The sequence below is a fragment of the Streptomyces spiramyceticus genome, assembly GCF_028807635.1.
Lineage (GTDB): Bacteria > Actinomycetota > Actinomycetes > Streptomycetales > Streptomycetaceae > Streptomyces > Streptomyces spiramyceticus.
In genome coordinates this window covers 3,174,663-3,195,630 of sequence record NZ_JARBAX010000001.1, presented here as the reverse complement: position 1 = coordinate 3,195,630, position 20,968 = coordinate 3,174,663, and the positions used below count along the sequence as shown (strand labels likewise).

Annotated in this window: 20 protein-coding genes and 2 pseudogenes; 10 read left to right on the top strand and 12 right to left on the bottom strand. The window is 67.2% G+C overall.

The window, feature by feature from the left end; all coding sequences use genetic code 11:
• Position 1: 1 nt before the first annotated feature.
• The 4 genes from PXH83_RS14380 to PXH83_RS14365 form a co-directional block, all read right to left on the bottom strand.
• Entirely contained in the window at positions 2-565 is a 564-nt protein-coding gene (locus PXH83_RS14380) for an LppU/SCO3897 family protein (protein ID WP_274560532.1), read from the bottom strand.
• Positions 566-618: 53 nt separating this feature from the next.
• Positions 619-1,884, bottom strand: coding sequence for an MFS transporter (locus tag PXH83_RS14375; RefSeq protein ID WP_274560530.1), 1,266 nt, complete (start codon positions 1,882-1,884; stop codon positions 619-621).
• Positions 1,885-1,961: 77 nt separating this feature from the next.
• Positions 1,962-3,044 carry an inositol-3-phosphate synthase gene (locus PXH83_RS14370; protein WP_274560528.1) on the bottom strand — a complete coding sequence of 361 codons (1,083 nt, stop codon included), beginning with the start codon at positions 3,042-3,044 and terminating at the stop codon, positions 1,962-1,964.
• 52 nt (positions 3,045-3,096) lie between these two features.
• Positions 3,097-3,780: a PadR family transcriptional regulator gene (locus PXH83_RS14365; RefSeq protein WP_274560527.1), complete on the bottom strand. Its 684-nt coding sequence runs from the start codon at positions 3,778-3,780 to the stop codon at positions 3,097-3,099.
• A 366-nt stretch (positions 3,781-4,146) separates the two neighbouring features.
• Here PXH83_RS14365 and PXH83_RS14360 point away from each other — a divergent pair, with 366 nt between their 5' ends.
• Together PXH83_RS14360 and PXH83_RS14355 are read left to right on the top strand one after the other, a co-directional pair.
• Positions 4,147-6,846: a transglycosylase domain-containing protein gene (locus PXH83_RS14360; RefSeq protein ID WP_274560526.1), complete on the top strand. Its 2,700-nt coding sequence runs from the start codon at positions 4,147-4,149 to the stop codon at positions 6,844-6,846.
• 84 nt (positions 6,847-6,930) lie between these two features.
• Positions 6,931-8,415 (top strand): glycosyltransferase family 87 protein, encoded by a 1,485-nt coding sequence (locus PXH83_RS14355; RefSeq protein ID WP_274562829.1) that lies wholly within the window; start codon positions 6,931-6,933, stop codon positions 8,413-8,415.
• A 95-nt stretch (positions 8,416-8,510) separates the two neighbouring features.
• Here PXH83_RS14355 and PXH83_RS14350 read toward each other — a convergent pair whose 3' ends face one another.
• The 3 genes from PXH83_RS14350 to PXH83_RS14340 form a co-directional block, all read right to left on the bottom strand.
• Entirely contained in the window at positions 8,511-9,542 is a 1,032-nt protein-coding gene (locus PXH83_RS14350) for an alanine racemase (protein ID WP_274560525.1), read from the bottom strand.
• Positions 9,543-9,612: 70 nt separating this feature from the next.
• Entirely contained in the window at positions 9,613-10,731 is a 1,119-nt protein-coding gene (locus PXH83_RS14345) for a lipid II:glycine glycyltransferase FemX (protein WP_274560523.1), read from the bottom strand.
• 111 nt (positions 10,732-10,842) lie between these two features.
• Positions 10,843-11,157, bottom strand: coding sequence for a hypothetical protein (locus PXH83_RS14340; protein ID WP_274560522.1), 315 nt, complete (start codon positions 11,155-11,157; stop codon positions 10,843-10,845).
• A 266-nt stretch (positions 11,158-11,423) separates the two neighbouring features.
• On the opposite strand from PXH83_RS14340, the gene rpsF reads away from it, so the two are divergent.
• From rpsF to rplI, 4 genes are all read left to right on the top strand, one after another.
• Entirely contained in the window at positions 11,424-11,714 is a 291-nt protein-coding gene (gene rpsF / locus PXH83_RS14335) for a 30S ribosomal protein S6 (RefSeq protein ID WP_006604399.1), read from the top strand.
• A gap of 75 nt (positions 11,715-11,789) precedes the next feature.
• Positions 11,790-12,383, top strand: a complete 594-nt coding sequence (locus tag PXH83_RS14330) for a single-stranded DNA-binding protein (protein WP_214920717.1) — start codon at positions 11,790-11,792, stop codon at positions 12,381-12,383.
• A 43-nt stretch (positions 12,384-12,426) separates the two neighbouring features.
• On the top strand, positions 12,427-12,663 hold the full coding sequence (rpsR, locus tag PXH83_RS14325; protein ID WP_003949403.1) for a 30S ribosomal protein S18: 237 nt from the start codon (positions 12,427-12,429) through the stop codon (positions 12,661-12,663).
• Positions 12,664-12,681: 18 nt separating this feature from the next.
• Positions 12,682-13,128 (top strand): 50S ribosomal protein L9, encoded by a 447-nt coding sequence (gene rplI / locus PXH83_RS14320; protein ID WP_214920718.1) that lies wholly within the window; start codon positions 12,682-12,684, stop codon positions 13,126-13,128.
• Positions 13,129-13,224: 96 nt separating this feature from the next.
• Here the strand turns inward: rplI and PXH83_RS14315 are convergent, their stop codons facing one another.
• On the bottom strand, positions 13,225-14,562 hold the full coding sequence (locus PXH83_RS14315; RefSeq protein ID WP_274560521.1) for an MATE family efflux transporter: 1,338 nt from the start codon (positions 14,560-14,562) through the stop codon (positions 13,225-13,227).
• 458 nt (positions 14,563-15,020) lie between these two features.
• On the opposite strand from PXH83_RS14315, the gene dnaB reads away from it, so the two are divergent.
• The gene (gene dnaB / locus PXH83_RS14310; protein WP_274560520.1) at positions 15,021-16,496 is read left to right on the top strand and encodes a replicative DNA helicase; all 1,476 of its coding nucleotides are present in this window, start codon (positions 15,021-15,023) and stop codon (positions 16,494-16,496) included.
• Positions 16,497-16,546: 50 nt separating this feature from the next.
• Entirely contained in the window at positions 16,547-17,917 is a 1,371-nt protein-coding gene (locus PXH83_RS14305; RefSeq protein WP_274560518.1) for a serine hydrolase domain-containing protein, read from the top strand.
• Positions 17,918-17,951: 34 nt separating this feature from the next.
• Here the strand turns inward: PXH83_RS14305 and PXH83_RS14300 are convergent, their stop codons facing one another.
• Together PXH83_RS14300 and PXH83_RS14295 are read right to left on the bottom strand one after the other, a co-directional pair.
• Positions 17,952-18,404, bottom strand: coding sequence for a GNAT family N-acetyltransferase (locus PXH83_RS14300; RefSeq protein ID WP_274560516.1), 453 nt, complete (start codon positions 18,402-18,404; stop codon positions 17,952-17,954).
• A 10-nt stretch (positions 18,405-18,414) separates the two neighbouring features.
• Positions 18,415-18,513 (bottom strand): annotated as a pseudogene (locus tag PXH83_RS14295) (MarR family transcriptional regulator); the annotation flags it as partial.
• Positions 18,514-18,527: 14 nt separating this feature from the next.
• Here PXH83_RS14295 and PXH83_RS14290 point away from each other — a divergent pair.
• Complete coding sequence (locus PXH83_RS14290) at positions 18,528-19,016, top strand: MFS transporter (RefSeq protein WP_274560514.1); 489 nt, start codon at positions 18,528-18,530, stop codon at positions 19,014-19,016.
• A 30-nt stretch (positions 19,017-19,046) separates the two neighbouring features.
• Here PXH83_RS14290 and PXH83_RS14285 read toward each other — a convergent pair whose 3' ends face one another.
• Together PXH83_RS14285 and PXH83_RS14280 are read right to left on the bottom strand one after the other, a co-directional pair.
• A complete protein-coding gene (locus tag PXH83_RS14285; protein ID WP_274560512.1) occupies positions 19,047-19,922 on the bottom strand; it encodes a GNAT family N-acetyltransferase in 876 nt (291 codons plus the stop codon).
• A gap of 4 nt (positions 19,923-19,926) precedes the next feature.
• Complete coding sequence (locus PXH83_RS14280) at positions 19,927-20,457, bottom strand: DUF2269 domain-containing protein (RefSeq protein ID WP_274560510.1); 531 nt, start codon at positions 20,455-20,457, stop codon at positions 19,927-19,929.
• 112 nt (positions 20,458-20,569) lie between these two features.
• On the opposite strand from PXH83_RS14280, the pseudogene PXH83_RS14275 reads away from it, so the two are divergent.
• Positions 20,570-20,947, top strand: a pseudogene (locus tag PXH83_RS14275) (HAD hydrolase family protein); the annotation flags it as partial.
• Positions 20,948-20,968 lie beyond the last annotated feature (21 nt).

Below are 20,968 nucleotides of genomic sequence, written 5' to 3'. Positions count from 1 at the left end.
GCTAGTTGGCCTTCAGGTCCGTCAGGCACAGGACGACGCTGGTCCTGCTCTTACGTCGTCCCGAAGTCTCGGTGTAAGCCGTGTACTTGGTCTTGTCGCAGAGGTTCATGTCAGTGGTGTCATCGTGAACCTCTGCGATCTTGAACTGGGCGGCCGAGTTGCCGCAGTCGACCGCCTCCATGTCCGGCGTGAACTCGGTGCCGTTGTTCTTCATGCAGTCTCCGACCGCCGCCGCCTTCGCGTCCGACTCGAAGACCTTGTCCCAGCCGAACTTCAGGCCGCCCAGAGCGCCGAGCAGCAGCACGATGATGGTGAGGTTGCGTATCACCGACATGTTCTTGGGCGCCTGCGGCGGAGGCGGCGGGCCCTGCGGCGCCATGTGGCCGGGGTAGCCGCCCGGCTGCTGCTGTGGGTACTGCTGCGGCGGATAAGGCTGCTGCGGGTACTGCTGCTGAGGCGGGTAAGGCTGTTGCTGCTGGGGATAGCCGTAGCCGGGCTGCGGCGGGTACGGCTGCTGCGGGGGCTGCTGTCCGTACGGTGAAGGGCCCTGCTGCGGATAGGTCATACGGGAGTCCCCCTGAGAATGCGCTGCGCACATGAGTATTTGACGCGCGCACGCTATAGGACGCCACCAACGCGCTTCCAACGGGACACGATCGCGGCGGCCACCGCATAGACGACCGCGACGGTGACCACCAGAGCGGCCGAGCGGCCGTCGGGGGGCAGCATCAACGCCGCCACCGCCGCGGCCCCTACGAACGCGACGTTGAACAGCACGTCGTAGACCGAGAAGATCCGCCCGCGATAGGCATCGTCGACCTCCGACTGCACCACCGTGTCCGTGGTGATCTTCGCGGCCTGCGTGGTGAGCCCGAGCACGAAGGCGGCGGCCATCATCGGCACAGGTGCGAAGGGCAGGCCAAGAGCCGGTTCGAGTACGGCGGCCGATCCGGCACACACCACCATCCACCCGTACGCTCCGAGCCGCCCCACTGCCCACGGGGTGAGCACAGCGGCCGCGAAGAACCCCGCCCCCGACATCGCGACAGCGACCCCGAGCAGAGCCAGCCCGTCCGAGCCGTCCGACCAGGCGTACCGGCACAGCATCAGCACCATCACCGTGAGCGCGCCGTAGCAAAAGCGCATCAGCGTCATTGCGGCCAGCACACGGCGGGCGGGCAGGCGCTCCGCGAGATGCCGCAGCCCGTCGGCGAAACCGCGTGCCGTGGAGGCCAGCGCGGCACCCAGTCGCGGCAGGACCAACTCGGGATCGGGGCCGAGCAGCTCACGGCTCATCCGCAAGGACGCCAGGGCGGCGCAGAGGTACAGCGCGGCACCCACCAGAACCACCGCCGCATCGGAGTCCGACGCCACGAGCCGTACCGCGAAGGCGAGACCACCGCCGGCGGTTGCGGCGAGCGTGCCCGCAGTCGGCGAGAGCGAGTTGGCCATGACGAGCCGGTCGGCGTCGACGACGCGCGGCAGGGCGGCCGACAGCCCGGCCAGCACGAAGCGGTTGACGGCGGTGACAGAGAGGGCCGAGGCGTAGAAGAGCCAGTCCGGCACGGAAGCCAGGATCAGCAGCGCTGTGCCGCAGGCGAGCACTGCCCTCAGCAGGTTCCCGTACAGAAAGACCTGGCGACGCTGCCAGCGGTCGAGCAGCACGCCGGCGAAGGGACCCACGACGGAATAGGGGAGCAGCAGGACGGCCATCGCCGAGGCGATGGCGCCGGGCGAGGTCTGCTTCTCCGGGGAGAAAACGACGTACGAGGCCAGCGCCACCTGGTAGACGCCGTCCGCGGACTGGGAGAGCAGTCGCACCGTCAGCAGGCGGCGGAAGTTGGTCAGGCGCAGGAGTACACGCAGATCACCTACGACGGGCATGCGAGCAAGGGTCACACACGAGGAGGGTCCCCGGGCGGATTGCCAGGGGACCCTCAACGATCGGACAGGGCCGAGCTTTAGCGCTCGACCTCGCCCTTGATGAACTTCTCGACGGCGCGGTGGGCCTCGTCGTCGAAGTACTGCACCGGCGGGGACTTCATGAAGTACGAGGACGCGGAGAGGATCGGGCCGCCGATGCCGCGGTCCTTGGCGATCTTCGCGGCGCGCACGGCGTCGATGATGACACCCGCGGAGTTCGGGGAGTCCCAGACCTCGAGCTTGTACTCCAGGTTCAGCGGGACGTCACCGAAGGCGCGGCCCTCGAGGCGTACGTACGCCCACTTGCGGTCGTCCAGCCACGCCACGTAGTCCGACGGGCCGATGTGGACGTTGTCCGCACCAAGGTCACGGTCAGGGATCTGCGAGGTGACGGCCTGCGTCTTCGAGATCTTCTTGGACTCCAGGCGCTCACGCTCGAGCATGTTCTTGAAGTCCATGTTGCCGCCGACGTTCAGCTGCATCGTGCGGTCCAGGACGACGCCCCGGTCCTCGAAGAGCTTCGCCATCACGCGGTGCGTGATGGTGGCGCCGACCTGCGACTTGATGTCGTCGCCGACGATCGGGACGCCCGCCTCGGTGAACTTGTCGGCCCACTCCTTGGTGCCGGCGATGAAGACCGGGAGAGCGTTGACGAAGGCGACCTTGGCGTCGATGGCGCACTGCGCGTAGAACTTCGCAGCGTCCTCGGAGCCGACGGGCAGGTAGCAGACGAGAACGTCGACCTGGCGGTCCTTGAGGGTCTGGACGATGTCGACCGGGGCCTCGGCGGACTCCTCGATGGTCTGGCGGTAGTACTTGCCCAGGCCGTCGAGGGTGTGGCCGCGCTGGACGGTCACACCCGTGTTGGGCACGTCGCAGATCTTGATGGTGTTGTTTTCGCTGGCGCCGATGGCGTCCGCGAGGTCGAGGCCGACCTTCTTCGCGTCGACGTCGAAGGCGGCCACAAACTCGACGTCACTCACGTGATATTCGCCGAACTGCACGTGCATCAGACCCGGGACCTTGCCCGCCGGGTCGGCGTCCTTGTAGTACTCGACGCCCTGCACCAGCGAGGCGGCGCAGTTGCCCACGCCGACGATGGCTACGCGAACCGAACCCATTGGCGGTTGCTCCCTGTGTGTACTCGACGAGGCCCTGCGGTGTGCAGGGGCCTCACTTGGCGGTGTCGTCGGACGGATCCGGCGGGGTGTCATCCCGGTGCCGGGGCAGGCCGCCCGTCTCTCCAGATGTGGTGTCTTGGCGAGCCGGGCTCTCGGGGGTGGACCGTCGCTGGTCCCGCCCCGCCCGCTCGCTCTCGATGAGCTCGTTCAGCCAGCGCACTTCGCGCTCCACGGACTCCATGCCGTGCCGCTGCAGCTCAAGCGTGTAATCGTCCAGGCGCTCCCGGGTACGGGCCAGGGAGGCGCGCATCTTCTCAAGACGCTCCTCCAGCCGGCTCCTGCGGCCCTCGAGCACCCGCATCCGCACCTCGCGCTCGGTCTGCCCGAAGAAGGCGAAACGGGCCGCGAAGTGCTCGTCCTCCCAGGAATCCGGGCCGGTGTGGGAGAGCAGCTCCTCGAAGTGCTCCTTACCTTCCGCCGTCAGCCGGTAGACGATCTTGGCGCGGCGTCCCGCGAGCGAAGCGGCAAGCGCGTCCTCCGGAGCGCTGCCAGGCTCCTCGATCAACCAGCCGTTGGCGACCAGCGTCTTGAGGCATGGGTAGAGGGTTCCGTAACTGAAGGCACGGAAGACCCCCAGCGAGGTGTTGAGCCGCTTGCGCAGCTCGTAACCGTGCATCGGGGACTCGCGCAGCAGGCCGAGCACGGCGAATTCGAGGATGCCTGAGCGCCTGCTCATTCCTCGCCTCCCCAGTCGCCGACGGGCCTTATGCCGAGCTGATGTATCGACTCGATACATCCAGACGATAGAACGGGAGTCCCGATGCGACAAGTGGGGGCAGAGTGAACGGCGTCACATCACCGATTCGCAGGACGCAACTTGCCTGATTTGGGGTGAAGATCGGCACTGGGTGGGTTTTGGCGGTGCGTAGTCTGTGCGGCATGCACACCACCGGGAACCAAGTGACGCCAGGTAGCGTCCTCGTCCTGGATGCACATGAGGCCGTACGGATGAGCCCGCCCCCGGGCTGGTCCGTACTTCGGGGGGACCGGAACTCAACTGCCGCTTCCAGGCGATCTCGCCTGCCCGAGGAGTAGTCGTTCGATGAGCGAGCACCGTCGCAAACCGCCACAGTCGCAAGACAGCGGGCGTGCCGCGGCCAGGCGAGCCGCACAGCAGCCGTCAGGCCGCCGCGCGGCTCCCACGCGGGGCACCACCACCGGGTCTCCCTCCGGTTCGTACGAAGAGGAGCGCCAGTACGGCAGCAGAGCGGAAGCCCGCCGTGCCGCCCAGCGGGGCGCTGGCGGCGGCTCGCGCCGGCGCGGAGCCGAAGCCGGCAGTACGGGAGCAGGCGGCCGCAGCGGCCGCGGACGGGGGCGCGGAGGCCCGCCGGCCAAGGGCAAGTTCATCAACTACCCGCGCTCGGACAAGTACGGGTGGCGGCGGTTCGTACCCTCTTGGAAGCTGGTCGGCGGTACCTGCCTCGGCTTCTTCGCGATCATGGTCGCGGGCGCGGGGGTGGGTCTTGCCCTGGTCAATACGCCCAAGGCACAGGACATGGCCGAGGCGCAGAACAACGTCTTCTTCTGGGACGACGGCAAGACGCAGCTCGCCGCCACCGGCGGCGATCGCAACCGCCAGATCGTCACCATCGACAAGATTCCGGAGTCCATGCAGGACGCGGTGATCGCAGCGGAGAACGCCTCGTTCGACGACGACTGGGGCGTCGACCCCATGGGCATCGGCCGGGCCGTGTTCAACATGGCCACGGGCGGCGAGACCCAAGGCGGCTCCACCATCACCCAGCAGTACGTGAAGAACACGTACCTGGAGCAGGACCAGACGATGAAGCGCAAATTCACCGAGCTCTTTATCTCGATCAAGGTCGGCGCGACGGTGGACAAGAAGGAAATCCTCGCCGGTTATCTGAATACCGCGTACTTCGGCCGTGGCGCATACGGAATCCAGGCCGCGTCCCAGGCGTACTTCGGCAAGAACAGCGAGGACCTCGAGCCGGACGAGAGCGCCTTCCTCGCCCAGCTCCTCAAGGGGCCGAACCTCTTCAACCCGGACGGCGGCATCGGCGACAACGCCACCCCCGAGAAGAACCGCGCGCGTGCCGAGGAGCGCTGGTCGTGGGTCCTCGACCGCGAGGTCGAGGTGAAACGTATGACCCAGCAGACGCGGGAAAAGTACAGGACGTTCCCGAAACTCAGGGACTCCGACCAGGCCAGCGGCCTCGATGGCCAGAAGGGCTACCTGGTCGAGACCGCCAAGAAGTACGTGATGAAGCAGACCAACATCACGCCGGAGCAGCTGGAACGCGGGGGCTATCGCATCTACACGACCTTCAACAAGAAGAAGGTCGACGCGATGGAGAAGGCGGTCAAGAAGACCAAGAAGGAATTCCTGGACACCAAGAAGCGCCCGGAAACGGACAAGTTCGTCCAGTTCGGCTCTGCTTCGGTGGACGTGAAGACTGGCAAGATCGTCGCGATCTACGGCGGCGAAGGCTGGGACCAGAAGCACTTCACCAACAACGCCGACACCTCCGGCGTCCCCGTCGGCTCGACCTGGAAGCCCTACGTCCTCGCCGCGGCGATGGAGCACGGCACCCACAAGACCGGCGGCGAGGGCCTTTCGCCGATGAGCAAGTACAACGGCAACGACATGCTCGAGATTAAGTACCCCAGCGGCAATCCGGTTCCGGGCAAGAACGGGCAGCCGTTCCGGCAGAAGAACGAGAGCGACAAGGCGTACGGCTACGTCACCCTCAGGGAAGCGATGGAAAAGTCCATCAACTCCCCGTTCGTGCAGCTGGGCATCGACGTGGGCCTGTCGAAGGTGGCCAAGATGGCAGAGGACACCGGAATCCTCAAGGAGAGCATGGACCAGCAGAACGCGTCCTTCTCCCTAGGTACGTCCACACCGAGTGCCATCCGCATGGCCGACTCGTACGCGACCTTCGCCGCCTCAGGCACGCACCACGAGCCCTACTCCGTCTCCAAGGTTCTCTACAAGGGCCAGCCGCAGGACGGCTTCGAGCAGCCAGCCGAAGAGTCTGTCATGGACGACAACATCGCGGACAATGTCACCGACGTTCTCCGGAACGTCGTCGAGAGCGACGAGGGCACCGGCAAAAAGGCGCAGAAGCTGGGGCGCCCGGTGGCCGGCAAGACCGGTACCACCGATAAGAACAAGTCCGCCTGGTTCGTCGGCTACACCCCGCAGCTGTCGACCTCGGTCACCCTGTTCCGTACGGACCCCGAGTCCCGCAAGCTGCTCTCCATGAACGGCACCGGCGGCGTCCCGTCCATCCACGGTGGTGACATTCCCACCGAGGTCTGGACGAACTACATGCGCGACGCGCTCAAGGGCGAGGAAGTGCGGGACTTCCCCGAGCCCGGCCCGATCGGCAAGAGGGCCGACTCGGCCGGTGCGCCGAGCCCGACGCCGTCCCCCACGCCCAGCGAGACGCCGTCCGAGACACCGTCGGTGACCCCGTCGGTGACGCCCTCGGAATCCGCTCCGTCCGAGACCACTGACCCGGAGAAGCCCTGTAAGCCGTTCGACTGGGAGTGCGAGGAAAACGGCGGTACCGACAACGGCGGCACGGACGTCGGCGGCACCGATTCGGGTGGCACCGACACGGGCGGTACGGACACCGGTGGTACCGATACGGGTGGCACAGACACCGCCGGTACGGATACGGGCGGTACAGATACGGGCAGCACCGATACCGGTGGCGGCGGAAACGGCAACGGAAACGGCAGTGACGGCGGCCTCTTCGGAGGCGGCGGCTGACGCGCCACCGCCAGCCAACCCATGACGAGGGCCGTCGCACCCGGTGCGGCGGCCCTCGTCGTGTGCACAGCCCCGTACGGCAGGATGACCCCCATGACGAGCGTGCACGAGGACCGGCCCGTAGTACGGCCCACGCAGCAGGACGAAGTCGCGGCGGCCGGCAGCGAGCTGATCGGCGGCCCCGTCGGCCGGTGGGCCAGGCTGGGCGCCGGCCGACTCACACCCGTCCGCGTCATCGCCCTGGTGGCGCTCGGCATGTTCGCGCTCGGCATGGTGCAGAAGATCCCCTGCTACGACTGGGCCTGGTTCCGCGGCACCAGTTCGCAGTACACACACGCCTGCTACTCCGACATCCCCCACCTGTATCTCGGGCGCGGCTTCGCCGACGGCCTTGTGCCGTATTTCGACCGGCTGACCGGTGACATGGAGTTCCTCGAGTACCCCGTCCTGACGGGCCTCTTCATGCAGGTGGCGGCCTGGCTTACGCTCCCCTTCGACGGCTCCGTACAGGGCCGCGAGCAGGCGTACTGGATGATCAATGCAGGCATGCTGATGATCTGCGCCGCCGTCACCGCGGTCTGCGTAGCCCGTACGCACCGACACCGCCCCTGGGACGCCCTGCTCGTCGCCCTGGCGCCCGCGCTGGCCCTCACAGCCACCATCAACTGGGACCTGCTGGCAGTCGCCCTCACGGCCGCAGCGATGCTCATGTGGTCCCGGGGGCGCTCCCTCGCCTTCGGCATCCTCATCGGACTGGCAACCGCCGCGAAGCTCTATCCCGTCCTGCTGCTCGGACCCCTCCTTGTGCTGTGCTGGAGGGCGGGCAAATTCCGGCAGTACGGTGCGGCAGTACTCGGCGCTACAGGGGCCTGGCTCGCGGTGAACCTGCCCGTCATGCTCCTCGCCCCGGAAGGGTGGAAGAAGTTCTACACCTTCAGCCAGGAACGGTCCGTCGACTTCGGGTCCTTCTGGCTGATCATCACCCAACGCACCGGCAAGCCCCTCGACGTCGAGGCCGTGAACACGTACGCGACGCTCCTGATGGTCCTTGTGTGCGCGGGTATCGCTGCGCTGACCCTGACGGCCCCCCGCCGGCCGCGCTTCGCCCAGCTGGCCTTCCTGGTCGTCGCCGCCTTCGTCCTGACCAACAAGGTCTACTCACCGCAGTACGTCCTGTGGCTGATCCCCCTTGCCGCACTGGCCAGGCCGCGCTGGCGCGACTTCCTGATCTGGCAGGCCTGCGAGCTCATGTACTACTTCGGTATCTGGATGTACCTGGCGTACACGACGAGTGGCGACAAGCACCAGGGACTGCCTCAAGAGGGCTACCAGCTGGCCATCGCCCTCCACCTGCTGGCGACGCTCTACCTGTGCGCCGTCGTCGTACGAGACATCCTCATGCCGGAGCGGGACGCCGTACGGGGCGACGGGTCGGACGACCCTTCGGGCGGTGTGCTCGACGGGGCGGAGGACGCCTTTGTGCTGGGACGGGCGGCGCACCCTGCGCGGCATGCCGTGCACCATTTCGAGGGGCCGCGTGTGGAGTGGGGCACTACGTCCCGGACCTGAGGCCCGGGACGTCTGCTCAGCGGTCAACCAGCTCAGCGGTCAACCAGCTCGTCGGTCAACCAGCTCGGCGGCATCTGGCTCAGTGGTCGACGAGATCAGCGGTCGACGATGCGGTCGTACTGCGTTGTCGTGTGGCGCAGATGGGCCACCAGCTCCTCGCCCACCTTGGGCTCCTGGGAGTCCGCGGGGACGAAAAGGATCGACACCTGCATGTGCGGCGGCTCCGCGAACCAGCGCTGCTTGCCCGCCCACACGAACGGCGCCAGATTGCGGTTCACCGTGGCCAGACCGGCACGCGCCACACCCTTCGCACGCGGCATCACGCCATGCAGCGCCTTCGGCGCCTCCAGGCCCACACCGTGCGACGTGCCGCCGGCCACCACCACCAGCCAGCCGTCGGAGGCGGCCTTCTGCTGGCGGTAACCGAACCGGTCGCCCTTCGACACCCGGGTCACATCCAGCACCGAGCCGCGGTACTCCGTCGCCTCGTGGTCGCCCAGCCACAGCCGCGTACCGATGCGCGCGCGGAAGCGGGTCTGCGGGAACTGCTGCTGCAGCCGCGCCAGCTCCTCGGCCTTCAGGTGGCTGACGAACATCGTGTGCAGCGGCAGCCGGGCCGCCCGCAGGCGGTCCATCCAGCCGATGACCTCCTCGACCGCGTCCGAGCCGTCCGTACGGTCCAGCGGGAGGTGCAGGGCGAAGCCCTCGAGGCGTACGTCCTCAATGGCCGCGTGCAGCTGTCCGAGCTCCTCCTCCCTCACGCCGTGACGCTTCATCGAGCTCATGCACTCGATGACGACACGGGCGCCGACCAGGGCGTGCACGCCGTCGACCGACGACACAGAGCGGACCACCCGGTCCGGCAGGGGCACCGGCTCCTCGCCCCGCCGGAACGGGGTGAGGACGAGCAGATCGCCGCTGAACCAGTCCTTGACGCGGGCCGCTTCGTACGTGGTGCCGACGGCCAGGATGTCCGAGCCGAAGCGGGTCGCCTCGTCCGCGAGCCGCTCATGGCCGAAACCGTAGCCATTGCCCTTGCAGACCGGCACGATCCCCGGGAACTGATCGAGTACGGACTTCTGGTGCGCCCGCCAGCGCGCGGTGTCGACGTAGAGGGTGAGCGCCATGGCCGGTCCGGAACCTTTCTCGTGGCTGCGGTGTATCAGAGGTATGAAGGGAAACGGGTTCGAACGGAGATCAGCGGCGCGACATGTAGATGTCGAGCGCCTTGTGGAGCACCTTGTTGAGCGGGAAGTCCCACTCGCCGACGTACTCGACGGCCTCGCCGCCGGTGCCCACCTTGAACTGGATCAGACCAAAGAGGTGGTCGGTCTCGTCGAGAGAATCGGAGATGCCCCGCAGGTCATACACGGTCGCGCCCATCGCGTACGCGTCGCGCAGCATCCGCCACTGCATCGCGTTCGAGGGCCGGACCTCGCGACCGATGTTGTCGGACGCGCCGTACGAGTACCAGACGTGGCCCCCGACGACGAGCATCGTCGCCGCGGAAAGGTTCACGCCGTTGTGCCGCGCGAAGTACAGCCGCATGCGGTTGGGGTCCTCGGAGTTGAGGACGGACCACATGCGCTGGAAGTACGAGAGGGGGCGCGGCCGGAAGTGATCGCGCACAGCGGTGATTTCGTACAGCCGCTGCCACTCGGCAAGGTCCTCGTAGCTGCCCTGGACGACCTCGACACCGGCCTTCTCGGCCTTCTTGATGTTGCGCCGCCAGAGCTGGTTGAAGCCCTTGAGGACGTCGTCGAGCGAACGGTTCCCCAGCGGCACCTGATAGACGTACCGCGGCTGTACGTCGCCGAAGCCGGCGCCGCCGTCCTCGCCCTGCTGCCAGCCCATCTTCCGCAGCCGGTCCGCCACTTCGAAGGCGCGCGGCTCGATGTGGGTGGCCTCGACATCCCGCAGGCGCTTCACATCCGGGTCCTGGATACCGGCCTTGATGCTCGGCGCATCCCAGCGGCGGATGACGACCGGGGGGCCCATCTTCACGGAGAAGGCACCCTGCTGCTTCAGGTGCGCCAGCATCGGCTGGAGCCAGTCGTCGAGGTTCGGTGCGTACCAGTTGATCACCGGGCCCTCGGGCAGATACGCGAGATACCGCTTGATCTTCGGCAGCTGTCGGTACAGCACCAGGCCGGCGCCGACCAGCTCGCTGTTCTTGTCGAACCAGCCGAGGCTCTCGGAGCGCCATTCCGTCTTCACATCAGCCCACGCCGGGACCTGGCAGTGGCTAGCCGCGGGCAGGCTCTGGATGTACGCCAGATGCTGCTCTCGGCTAATGGTCCTCAGGGTCAGGCTCATGCGGGGCGCTCCTCGGCAGGTGTGTCCCCATGGGTCAGGGGCTCCGGCTCTCGCGCCGAAGCCTACTGCGCCAAGGAAGCGCCCTGTCTGGCGCCGGGGCGGGGGCCGGGCCTAGCCGAGTACGCCGCCGAAGAGACCGCCGTGCGCCATGCCGAGGAAGAACCCGATGGCGGATGCTCCGAGGCCGACGATCAGCAGGAACCGCTCTCGCGTCGTCACCGAGATGAACTGGCCGTACGCGCCGGTGAGGATGCCCACCAGGCCTGTCCACGAGCTGAGCAGATGCAGGCCGTGGAACATCGCCGTAATGAAGGCAATCGCGCCCAGTACCAGGGTCACGGCCATCAGTGTGTCCTGGAGCGGATGAGGCTTGCCGTCGGTGGCGAGGAGAGAGGCCGAGTTGTTTCGTCGCATTGCCTGTGCCATGGAGCACCTCCTGGCGGACGGCGGCGAACGATGACGCCGCACAGACCCGATGTGTACAGATTGTGGCCCTTGTCGGCCGGATTTCAACCCGAAGGTGGTGAGCAGGTACTCTGTACGGTCTGCACCGGTGTCTGCCTATGCCAGGAAATGAGCTCCTCTCTCGAAGAGGCGGCTTGTCAGTGGCGGCCGATACCGTTGCGTACGCATCACGACCCTCCTGCCACGGAACGACCGTGGCCGCTGAGTCCAAAGGAGGTGGGTTCCACATGCGTCACTACGAAGTGATGGTCATCCTCGACCCCGATCTCGAGGAGCGCGCTGTCTCCCCGCTGATCGAGAACTTCCTCTCCGTCGTCCGTGAGGGCAACGGAAAGGTCGAGAAGGTCGACACCTGGGGCCGTCGTCGTCTGTCCTACGAGATCAAGAAGAAGCCTGAGGGCATCTACTCGGTCATCGACCTGCAGGCCGAGCCTGCGGTCGTCAAGGAGCTCGACCGACAGATGAACCTGAACGAGTCGGTCCTCCGGACCAAGGTCCTCCGCCCCGAAACCCACTGAGCTCCGTAGCTCAGCGGTAATCGGGTCCGAGTAGCAACAAGCAGCCAGCAGCAATCCCCGCCGAGAGGTTCACCCATGGCAGGCGAGACCGTCATCACGGTCGTCGGCAATCTCGTCGACGACCCCGAGCTGCGCTTCACCCCGTCCGGTGCGGCGGTCGCGAAGTTCCGTGTCGCGTCCACTCCCCGCATCTTCGACAAGCAGACCAATGAGTGGAAGGACGGCGAAGGCCTGTTCCTCACCTGCTCGGTCTGGCGTCAGGCGGCGGAGAACGTCGCGGAGTCGCTTCAGCGAGGCATGCGCGTCGTCGTGCAGGGCCGGTTGAAGCAGCGGTCCTACGAGGACCGTGAGGGCGTCAAGCGCACGGTCTACGAGCTGGACGTCGAGGAAGTCGGCCCCAGCCTGAAGAACGCCACGGCCAAGGTCACCAAGACCACCGGTCGAGGCGGTCAGGGTGGTTACGGCGGCGGTGGCGGCCAGCAGGGCGGCGGCAGCTGGGGCGGAGCCCCCAGCGGTGGCGGCCAGCAGCAGGGCGGCGGCGCACCCGCCGACGATCCCTGGGCCAGCAGTGCACCGTCCGGCGGCGGTCAGCAGCAGGGCGGCGGCAGCTGGGGCGGAAGCTCCGGCGGTTCCGCCGGCGGCGGCTACTCGGACGAGCCCCCCTTCTAGGGCGGGCCCGTACCCCACTTCTTGATCACACAGGAGAAACACCATGGCGAAGCCGCCTGTGCGCAAGCCTAAGAAGAAGGTCTGCGCGTTCTGCAAGGACAAGGTCACGTACGTGGACTACAAGGACACGAACATGCTGCGGAAGTTCATTTCCGACCGCGGCAAGATTCGTGCCCGCCGCGTGACCGGCAACTGCACGCAGCACCAGCGTGACGTCGCCACGGCAGTCAAGAACAGCCGTGAGATGGCGCTGCTGCCCTACACGTCCACCGCGCGATAAGGGAAGGGTGACCGAAAAATGAAGATCATCCTCACCCACGAGGTCTCTGGCCTCGGCACTGCCGGCGACGTCGTTGACGTCAAGGACGGCTACGCTCGCAACTACCTGGTCCCGCGTGGTTTCGCGATCCGCTGGACCAAGGGTGGCGAGAAGGACGTGGCACAGATCCGCCGCGCCCGCAAGATCCACGAGATCGCGACCATCGAGCAGGCCAACGAGATCAAGGCCAAGCTCGAGGGCGTGAAGGTGCGTCTGGCCGTTCGCTCCGGCGACGCCGGCCGTCTCTTCGGCTCCGTCACCCCCGCCGACGTCGCTTCGGCGATCAAGGCTGCCGGTGGCCCCGAGGTCGACAAGCGCCGCGTTGAGCTGGGCACCCCGATCAAGACCCTTGGTTCGCACCAGGTCTCCGTGCGTCTGCACGCCGAGGTCGCTGCGAAGCTCGGTGTCGAGGTCGTCGCCGCCTAAGCGCTGCGTCTCGCAGAGCAAAGTCAAAGGGCCGCACCCTTCGGGGTGCGGCCCTTCTGCGGTTCACGGCTCTGCGGTTTCACGTGAAACATCGCCTCAGCGCGTGGCGCCCGTGACGATCCAGCGTCCCGAGCGGGCACGCACCCAGAGGGTCACCATCCGGACGGTCATCATCAGCACCATCGCCCACCACAGGGCCGTCAGTCCCCCACCGAGCACGGGCACCAGGAGTGCGACCGGCGTGAAGACCGCGAGTGTCGCCAGCATGGCCCATGCCAGATAGGGGCCGTCGCCCGCACCCATGAGCACGCCGTCCAGGACGAAGACGATTCCCGAGATGGGCTGGGAGACGGCTACCACGAGCAGTGCGGGCAGCAGCGCATCACGCACGACCTGGTCACTTGTGAAGAGCGGTATGAACAGCGGCCGCGATACCGCGACCAGCACGCCGAGAACCACCCCGGAGACGATTCCCCACTGCACCATGCGTCGGCAGGCTTCCTGTGCACCCTCGGCGTCATTGGCACCCAGATAGCGCCCGATGATTGCCTGTCCGGCAATGGCGATCGCGTCGAGGGCAAAGGCGAGCAGGCTCCACAGGGACAGGATGATCTGGTGGGCCGCGACATCCGCGTCCCCGAGACGGGCCGCCACAGCGGTGGCGATCATCAGGACGGCGCGCAGCGAGAGCGTACGGACCAGCAGGGGGACGCCGGCCTGGGCGGAGGCCCTTATCCCTGCCGCGTCGGGTCGCAGTGAAGCGCCGTGCCGTCGGGCTCCCCGTACGACCACCCTGAGATAGACGGCAGCCATGCCGCACTGGGCGATCACTGTGCCCCAGGCGGACCCGGCGATGCCGAGCTCGGCGCCGTACACGAGGCCCACATTGAGAGCCGCGTTGGCGGTGAAGCCGCCGATGGCGACGTACAGCGGCGTCTTGGTGTCCTGGAGGCCCCGCAGGACTCCGGTGGAGGCGAGTACGACCAGCATGGCGGGGATGCCGAGGCTGGAGATCCGCAGATAGGTAATGGCGTAGGGAGCCGCCGTGTCGGAGGCGCCGAAGAGATCTACGAGCCAGGGGGCAGAGGGCAGGACGACCACGATGACCGCGGCGCCGAGCAGGAGCGCGAGCCAGATGCCGTCCATGCCCTGGCGGATGGCGGACTGGAGATCGCCCGCGCCGACGCGGCGTGCGACCGCGGCGGTGGTGGCATAGGCGAGAAAGACGAAGACACTCACGCCGGTCATCAGCAGGGCCGCGGCGATGCCGAGACCTGCGAGCTGGGGTGTCCCGAGATGGCCGATGATCGCGCTGTCGGCCATCAGGAAGAGCGGCTCGGCGACCAGGGCGCCGAAGGCGGGGACGGCGAGCGCGATGATCTCGCGGTCGTGTTGGCGGCGGCCGTTCTTCGGCGTCGTGGAGGCCTGTGTCATGAGCCCAATCTAATCTTCCACAGGTAAGAGACGCAATGCATTAGTGGTCCTTACCTGTGGACGCTTTGACGGTTCGGCTGTGTGCCGTTTGTTCTGAACTTGGCGCGGGTGTGAAAGTTTTTCTCCCCCACAGCCGGTGGATGGAGAAACACCAGGTCAGAGCGGTGGGGGTGTGCGTGCTATGAGTTTGTCCACAGTGCTGTCCCCCGGTCCGTGCACAGGATCCGGAGAGTTCTCCACAGCAACTGGTCCTTCGTCCACATGGCCTGTGGATAACCAGATTGGCTGACGGTGCCTGCGGGCCTAACGTGGTCCGGCGCCCGCCTTCCGTTCCGGCCCTGGAAGCCTGTCGAACTCGATGCGCCGGAACCGGAGTCGGGCGTCTTATTTGTCAGAGCCGTGCCGTAAGAAAGAGTGGCACAGCGAGGTCCGCGAAGCGGACGGGAGGAGGTGGCCCGGTGAGCATTTCCGAGCCGTTGGACGACCCCTGGGCCGACAGCGGTCCAGGTGACCGTCTGCCTCCCCGTCGGCGCAGCGGCGAGGGCAGGGGCCGCGACGAGCAGCACGATCGTGGCGGGGACGGCGGCGGCTGGGACGGCGGTTCTACCGGTTTCGAGCGGGTGCCCCCGCAGGATCTCGACGCCGAGCAGTCCGTCCTCGGCGGCATGCTGCTGTCGAAGGACGCCATCGCAGACGTGGTGGAGGTCCTCAAGGGCAACGACTTCTACCGTCCTGCCCACGAGACCGTCTACACAGCGATTCTCGATCTCTACGCCAAGGGCGAGCCGGCGGACCCCATCACGGTGGGCGCCGAGCTGACCAGGCGCGGCGAAATCACGAAGGTCGGCGGGGCGTCGTATCTGCACACCCTGGTCCAGACGGTGCCGACGGCGGCCAATGCGGAGTATTACGCCGAGATCGTCCATGAGCGGGCCGTACTGCGCCGGCTCGTCGAGGCGGGCACGAAGATCACGCAGATGGGATATGCGGCCGACGGCGACGTGGACGACATCGTCAACGCCGCCCAGGCCGAAATCTACGCCGTCACCGAGCAGCGCACGAGCGAGGACTATCTCCCGCTCGGCGACATCATGGAGGGCGCGCTCGACGAGATTGAGGCGATCGGCTCCCGCACGGGCGAAATGACCGGTGTGCCTACCGGTTTCACGGACTTCGACTCGCTGACCAACGGTCTGCACCCGGGCCAGATGATCGTCATCGCAGCCCGTCCCGCCATGGGTAAGTCGACTTTGGCCCTGGACTTCGCCCGCGCCTGCTCGATCAAGAACAACCTGCCCAGCGTGATCTTCTCCCTCGAAATGGGGCGCAATGAGATCGCGATGCGCCTGCTGTCGGCGGAGGCCCGGGTGGCGCTTCACCATATGCGTTCCGGCACGCTGACGGACGAGGACTGGACGCGGCTGGCGCGGCGTATGCCGGATGTCTCGCAGGCGCCGCTCTACATCGACGATTCGCCGAACCTCTCGATGATGGAGATCCGGGCGAAGTGCCGTCGGCTGAAGCAGCGCAATGATCTGAAGCTGGTGATCATCGACTATTTGCAGCTGATGCAGTCCGGTGGCTCCAAGCGTGCGGAGAGCCGTCAGCAGGAGGTCTCGGACATGTCCCGAAACCTCAAGCTGCTGGCGAAGGAGCTCGAGCTCCCGGTGATTGCACTGTCGCAGCTGAACCGTGGTCCCGAGCAGCGTACGGACAAGAAGCCGATGGTCTCCGACCTGCGTGAGTCGGGATCCATCGAGCAGGACGCGGACATGGTCATCCTGCTGCACCGTGAGGATGCGTATGAGAAGGAGTCGCCGCGCGCGGGCGAGGCGGACTTGATGGTGGCCAAGCACCGTAACGGTCCGACGGCGACGATCACTGTGGCCTTCCAGGGCCACTATTCACGCTTTGTGGACATGGCGCAGATCTGATCCTCCGAAATGAAGTCGACGAGGCTGGTCCGGGGCGGTACGTCTTGTCCATGACCTCACCGCTCGAAGAGCTTCTTCCCACCACGCAACGCGCCTTGCTGCACCGCATCGCCACCGCTCAAGCCGAAGGACGGGCGCCCTCGTTCGTCGCTGCGGTACAGCGCGACGGGCGGATGGTGTGGACGGGATCCCGTACCTGTGTCGACGGGCACGGGCCAGATGCAGACACCCAGTACCGGATCGGTTCGATCACCAAGACCTTCACCGCTGTGCTGGTGCTGCGGCTGCGTGACGAGGGACTGCTCGACCTCGATGACCTGCTGGAGAAGTACCTCCCCGGCACGGGGGTGGGCGAGGTGACCGTTGCTCAACTCCTGTGCCACACCGCGGGACTGGCCGCGGAAACGCCGGCGCCTTGGTGGGAGCGGACGCCGGGGGATCTGCGTCCCGACCTCGCCGACGTTCTTGGTGAGCAGCCGCTGGTGCACCCCGTCGGCCGCATTCATCACTACTCCAATCCCGGCTACACGCTGCTCGGCCGACTGGTCGAGGAGGTACGCGGGGTGAGCTGGGTTGAAGCCCTGCAGCGCGAGATCCTTGATCCGCTGGGCATGGACCGGACGAGTGCGCAGCCCATGGCGCCGCACGCGGGCGGCTGGGCCGTGCACCCCTGGGCCGATGTACTGCTGCCCGAACCGGCCGAAGACCTCGGGCTGATGGCCCCGGCGGGCCAGCTCTGGTCGACGGCTGCCGACCTCTGCCGCTTTGCCGCGTTCCTGGCGGAGGGCGACGAGAAGGTGCTGAGCGCCGGGTCCGTACGGGAGATGAGGACGCCTGCCGCGCCGCCCGGGGAGTTGGGCAGCGGGTACGGGCTGGGAATGCAGATCGTCGACAGCGACGGCCGCACTCTGGTGGGCCACGGAGGCTCGTTGCCGGGCTTCGTCGCGTGCCTGTGGATGAGCCTGGAGGACGGTGTGGCTGCCGTAGCGCTCGCCAATGCCACGTCGGGCCCGCTCACGGCGACGGTTGCCGCCGAGCTGATCCGCATCGTGGCGGAGGCCGAGCCGCGTTTCCCGGAGCCGTGGCGGCCGCTGCCCGAGGTCGACAAGGAGCTGCTGAAGCTGACCGGCCCCTGGTTCTGGGGCACGTACGCGTATGCCCTGACGCTGACCGGGGACCGGGGCTTGGAGCTGCAGCCGCTGCGCGGACCCGGCCGTCGCTCGCGCTTTGCCGCGCAGCCGGACGGTACCTGGACCGGTCTCGACGGTTACTACGCGGGGGAGACGCTGCGTGTGGTGCGTCGGGGCGACGGCTCGGTGAGCCATCTCGACCTGGGTTCCTTCGTCTTCACGCGTGAGCCGTACGAATCCGGGGCTGCTGTTCCGGGAGGCGTCGACCCCGAGGGCTGGCGCGGGTTGTGATGTTTCACGTGAAACCGGACTGCTGAAAGGGCCTTCAAAGGCTCATCTTGAATCCGACATGGGAGGCTTCGAAGCCGAGCCGCTCGTAGAAGCGATGGGCGTCGGTACGGGTGGCGTCCGACGTCAGCTGGACCAACTGGCAGTCCTGGCGCCTGGATTCGTCGACCGCCCACTCGATGAGCTGCGTACCGAGGCCGCTTCCGCGTTCGTCGGAGTGGATGCGTACGCCTTCGATGATGGAGCGGGTGGAGCCCCGCCGGGACAGGCCCGGAATGATCGTGAGCTGCAGTGTGCCGACGACCCGGTCCTCGCGTACGGCGACGACCACGTGCTGGTTCGGGTCGTTGGCGAGCCGCTTGAGGGCGGCGGTGTACGGGGCGAGGTCGTCCGGGGACTCCCGCTGGGCGCCCAGCGGGTCGTCGGCGAGCATGGCCACGATCGCGGGGATGTCTCCGGGCGCCGCAGGGCGTATCTCAAGATCGCTCATGGAGCGCAGATTACGCGGGGACCCGGAGATCTTCGACTGCCCTGACCAAGGGAGCCAGTTCCGGGGTTTTCACGGCCTCGTCGAGGGCCTCGCGCAGGGCGGTGTCATCGGGAAGGTCCGGCCATGCCACTCGCGCTCCTCGCCCTCGCCATCGGGGCGTTCGGTATCGGCACCACCGAATTCGTGATCACGGGTCTGCTGCCGGAGGTCTCGACCGACTTCGGTGTCTCGATCCTCACCGCCGGTTACCTCGTCAGCGGTTACGCCCTCGGTGTCGTGCTGGGTGCCCCGCTGATGTCGGTCCTCGGCACCCGGATCTCCCGCAAGCGGATGCGAGGGCGCCCAGCGACACTTCGTTCGAGCAGGGGAGACCCCATTGCTTACACCGCTCTCCAGCTCAACGCCCCGACGGCGGACCCGGTCGACGCTGTCCAGCCGGGCGGGCCGTTCCACACTCTGCCGACCGTGCTCGACCGGCCGCTCCTGTTCATCGCGGGGGGAGTTCCTGTCCGCCGTGGCGGCCGTCTGATCGGTGCGATCGGTGTGGGCGGCGGAGCGCCCGAGCAGGACCACGGCTTCGCGACCGAGGCAGTCGAGGCCCTCGACAGGTAACCGGGACAGAGGACGCTGTGGACTTCCCCGTCAGCCCGCCGCGACCGTCAAAGGTGCGAAGCGGCGGGTCCAGTCGCCCGGCAGGGCAGGGATGCCGTAGGTCATCACCGCGTTGAATGCCACCGACTCCAGGCCGCAGGCCTTCACCCAGGCCAGCAGGTCCTCATGCCGTACGTCGATGTCGGTGTGCAGCGGGCGGTCCGTGCCCGCTGCCAGGGAGGCGACCAGAGCCTTGGCGGTGTCCGTGTCCCGGGCGATGAGCGGGCCCACGACATGGGTGTTCATGTTGGGCCAGGCCGCCGCGTAGCCGGTGATGCCGCTCCCGTCCTCGGCTACCCGGATCTGGTCGGCAAAGGCGGGCAGCCGCGTGATCACGTGGGTGCGGTCCTGGCCGAAGACCTCGGCGTCCAGGCGGAGGATCGCGGCCAGGTCCTCGGCGGTGGCGGGGCGGGTCGGCACTTCGGCCATCGGGCCGGACGGGCGGAAGTGGCCGCGGACCATCTCGGCCCTGCCCGTCACGGCGAAGCCGAGCTCCTCGTAGAGCGGGCGGCCGTCGGGGGTGGCGTGCAGCGTGAGCGGGGTGTCCCCGGCTTCCGCCATGATGTGCCGCATCATGCGGCGGCCGACGCCCTGCCGTGCGTGCTGTTCGGCGACGAGGACCAGCCCGATGGCAGCGAGTCCCGGGCCATACGAAGCGGGCCCCGGGCCGTACGAGGTGAGGACGCTTGTGGCGGCCAGGCCCTTGCCGCCGGGTGCGTCGATGCCGTAGCCGGTGCCGGCTGTCAGCAGGAGACCCCATCTGTGCTCCTGGCGCTGCCAGCCACGGTTCTCCGCGAGGTCGGCGCAGGCAGTGAGGTCGCCCCGAGTCAGACGTCGGACGGGCACGTCGGCAAGCGGAGTCGGCATGGGGTCAGGCTGGCTGACGCACTGATCGCGCGTCCACCTGTTTACGTGAGGAGGCCGTGGCTGCTCGTAGACGCCGGCCGCGCCGGGTGAGCCCCCAGGGCTTGAGCACCGAAATCGCCGTCATGAAGAAGTAGGCGGTCGAGGCGACGGTCGGTGCGGCGACCAGACTGCTGTCGGGAATACCCAAGGCGGCGGCCGCACTGATTTCCGGGCGCAGCGCGAAGATCGTCCCAGCCACGGTGATCAGAGTCAGCCAGAACTTCACCCAGACCCAGCGGTGCCTGGCCAGGCCCCAGGGCGTGCCGAGCGACAGCACGAGCCCGGTGCCCAGCGACAGCAGCGCCACGGGGGCGACCAGCCAGTCGCCGAAGACCTTCATGGCGCTGTACGCAGCCTGTGTAGTAGCGGCGGAGTTGGTTGTGTAGGCGGTGAGCCCGAGCGCGAGCAGCCCAACCGTGAGGCCCAGCCAGCCGACAGAGGCGGCGACATGGGTGACCAGGAGGGCGCGGCGTGCGGGGCGTGGGAGTTGTTTCACGTGAAACACGGTGCCCGGCGGCGAGGTGGTCCCGCGTCTTACAGGGGGAGTAACCGCTCGTACTAGCCTCGGCGTACATGGCGAGACTTCATCTTTTCGACCTCGACGGAACGCTGATGCGCGGCTCGGCGGCTGCGCCGTCATCTCCCTTTCGCCGGACTTCTTTGTGGAGCGGCTCCTGGCGTGGGGTGCTCACGCCGCGCACGGCTCCCGATGGCCGGCTGTGCCGTTCGTGGAGCCGGTGGACCGTGCGGGAATCCTGAATGCGGCAGCGAAGGTGAAGATCGCAGACCGGCTCTGTGAAGAGTTCGGGCTACTTCGGAGTGACTGCGTCGCTTACGGGGATTCGATGTCGGACGCGGAGATCTTTGCGAAGGTGCCACTTTCCGTAGCAGTCAATGCAGATCACCATGTGTCGGGCTTTGCCACGCTCGCCTACGAAGGTGGCGATCTGCGCGAGGCGTATGAACTGGTGCAGCCTCTCCGGTAATTCTCGAATAGCCACAGAGCC

Excerpts from the sequence above, each read along its gene's own strand:
- PXH83_RS14380 (WP_274560532.1), bottom strand. The coding sequence starts at position 565 with ATGACCTATCCGCAGCAGGGCCCTTCACCGTACGGACAGCAGCCCCCG.
- PXH83_RS14375 (WP_274560530.1), bottom strand. The coding sequence starts at position 1,884 with ATGCCCGTCGTAGGTGATCTGCGTGTACTCCTGCGCCTGACCAACTTC.
- PXH83_RS14370 (WP_274560528.1), bottom strand. The coding sequence starts at position 3,044 with ATGGGTTCGGTTCGCGTAGCCATCGTCGGCGTGGGCAACTGCGCCGCC.
- PXH83_RS14365 (WP_274560527.1), bottom strand. The coding sequence starts at position 3,780 with ATGAGCAGGCGCTCAGGCATCCTCGAATTCGCCGTGCTCGGCCTGCTG.
- PXH83_RS14360 (WP_274560526.1), top strand. The coding sequence starts at position 4,147 with ATGAGCGAGCACCGTCGCAAACCGCCACAGTCGCAAGACAGCGGGCGT.
- PXH83_RS14355 (WP_274562829.1), top strand. The coding sequence starts at position 6,931 with ATGACCCCCATGACGAGCGTGCACGAGGACCGGCCCGTAGTACGGCCC.
- PXH83_RS14350 (WP_274560525.1), bottom strand. The coding sequence starts at position 9,542 with ATGGCGCTCACCCTCTACGTCGACACCGCGCGCTGGCGGGCGCACCAG.
- PXH83_RS14345 (WP_274560523.1), bottom strand. The coding sequence starts at position 10,731 with ATGAGCCTGACCCTGAGGACCATTAGCCGAGAGCAGCATCTGGCGTAC.
- PXH83_RS14340 (WP_274560522.1), bottom strand. The coding sequence starts at position 11,157 with ATGGCACAGGCAATGCGACGAAACAACTCGGCCTCTCTCCTCGCCACC.
- rpsF (WP_006604399.1), top strand. The coding sequence starts at position 11,424 with ATGCGTCACTACGAAGTGATGGTCATCCTCGACCCCGATCTCGAGGAG.
- PXH83_RS14330 (WP_214920717.1), top strand. The coding sequence starts at position 11,790 with ATGGCAGGCGAGACCGTCATCACGGTCGTCGGCAATCTCGTCGACGAC.
- rpsR (WP_003949403.1), top strand. The coding sequence starts at position 12,427 with ATGGCGAAGCCGCCTGTGCGCAAGCCTAAGAAGAAGGTCTGCGCGTTC.
- rplI (WP_214920718.1), top strand. The coding sequence starts at position 12,682 with ATGAAGATCATCCTCACCCACGAGGTCTCTGGCCTCGGCACTGCCGGC.
- PXH83_RS14315 (WP_274560521.1), bottom strand. The coding sequence starts at position 14,562 with ATGACACAGGCCTCCACGACGCCGAAGAACGGCCGCCGCCAACACGAC.
- PXH83_RS14305 (WP_274560518.1), top strand. The coding sequence starts at position 16,547 with ATGACCTCACCGCTCGAAGAGCTTCTTCCCACCACGCAACGCGCCTTG.
- PXH83_RS14300 (WP_274560516.1), bottom strand. The coding sequence starts at position 18,404 with ATGAGCGATCTTGAGATACGCCCTGCGGCGCCCGGAGACATCCCCGCG.
- PXH83_RS14290 (WP_274560514.1), top strand. The coding sequence starts at position 18,528 with ATGCCACTCGCGCTCCTCGCCCTCGCCATCGGGGCGTTCGGTATCGGC.
- PXH83_RS14285 (WP_274560512.1), bottom strand. The coding sequence starts at position 19,922 with ATGCCGACTCCGCTTGCCGACGTGCCCGTCCGACGTCTGACTCGGGGC.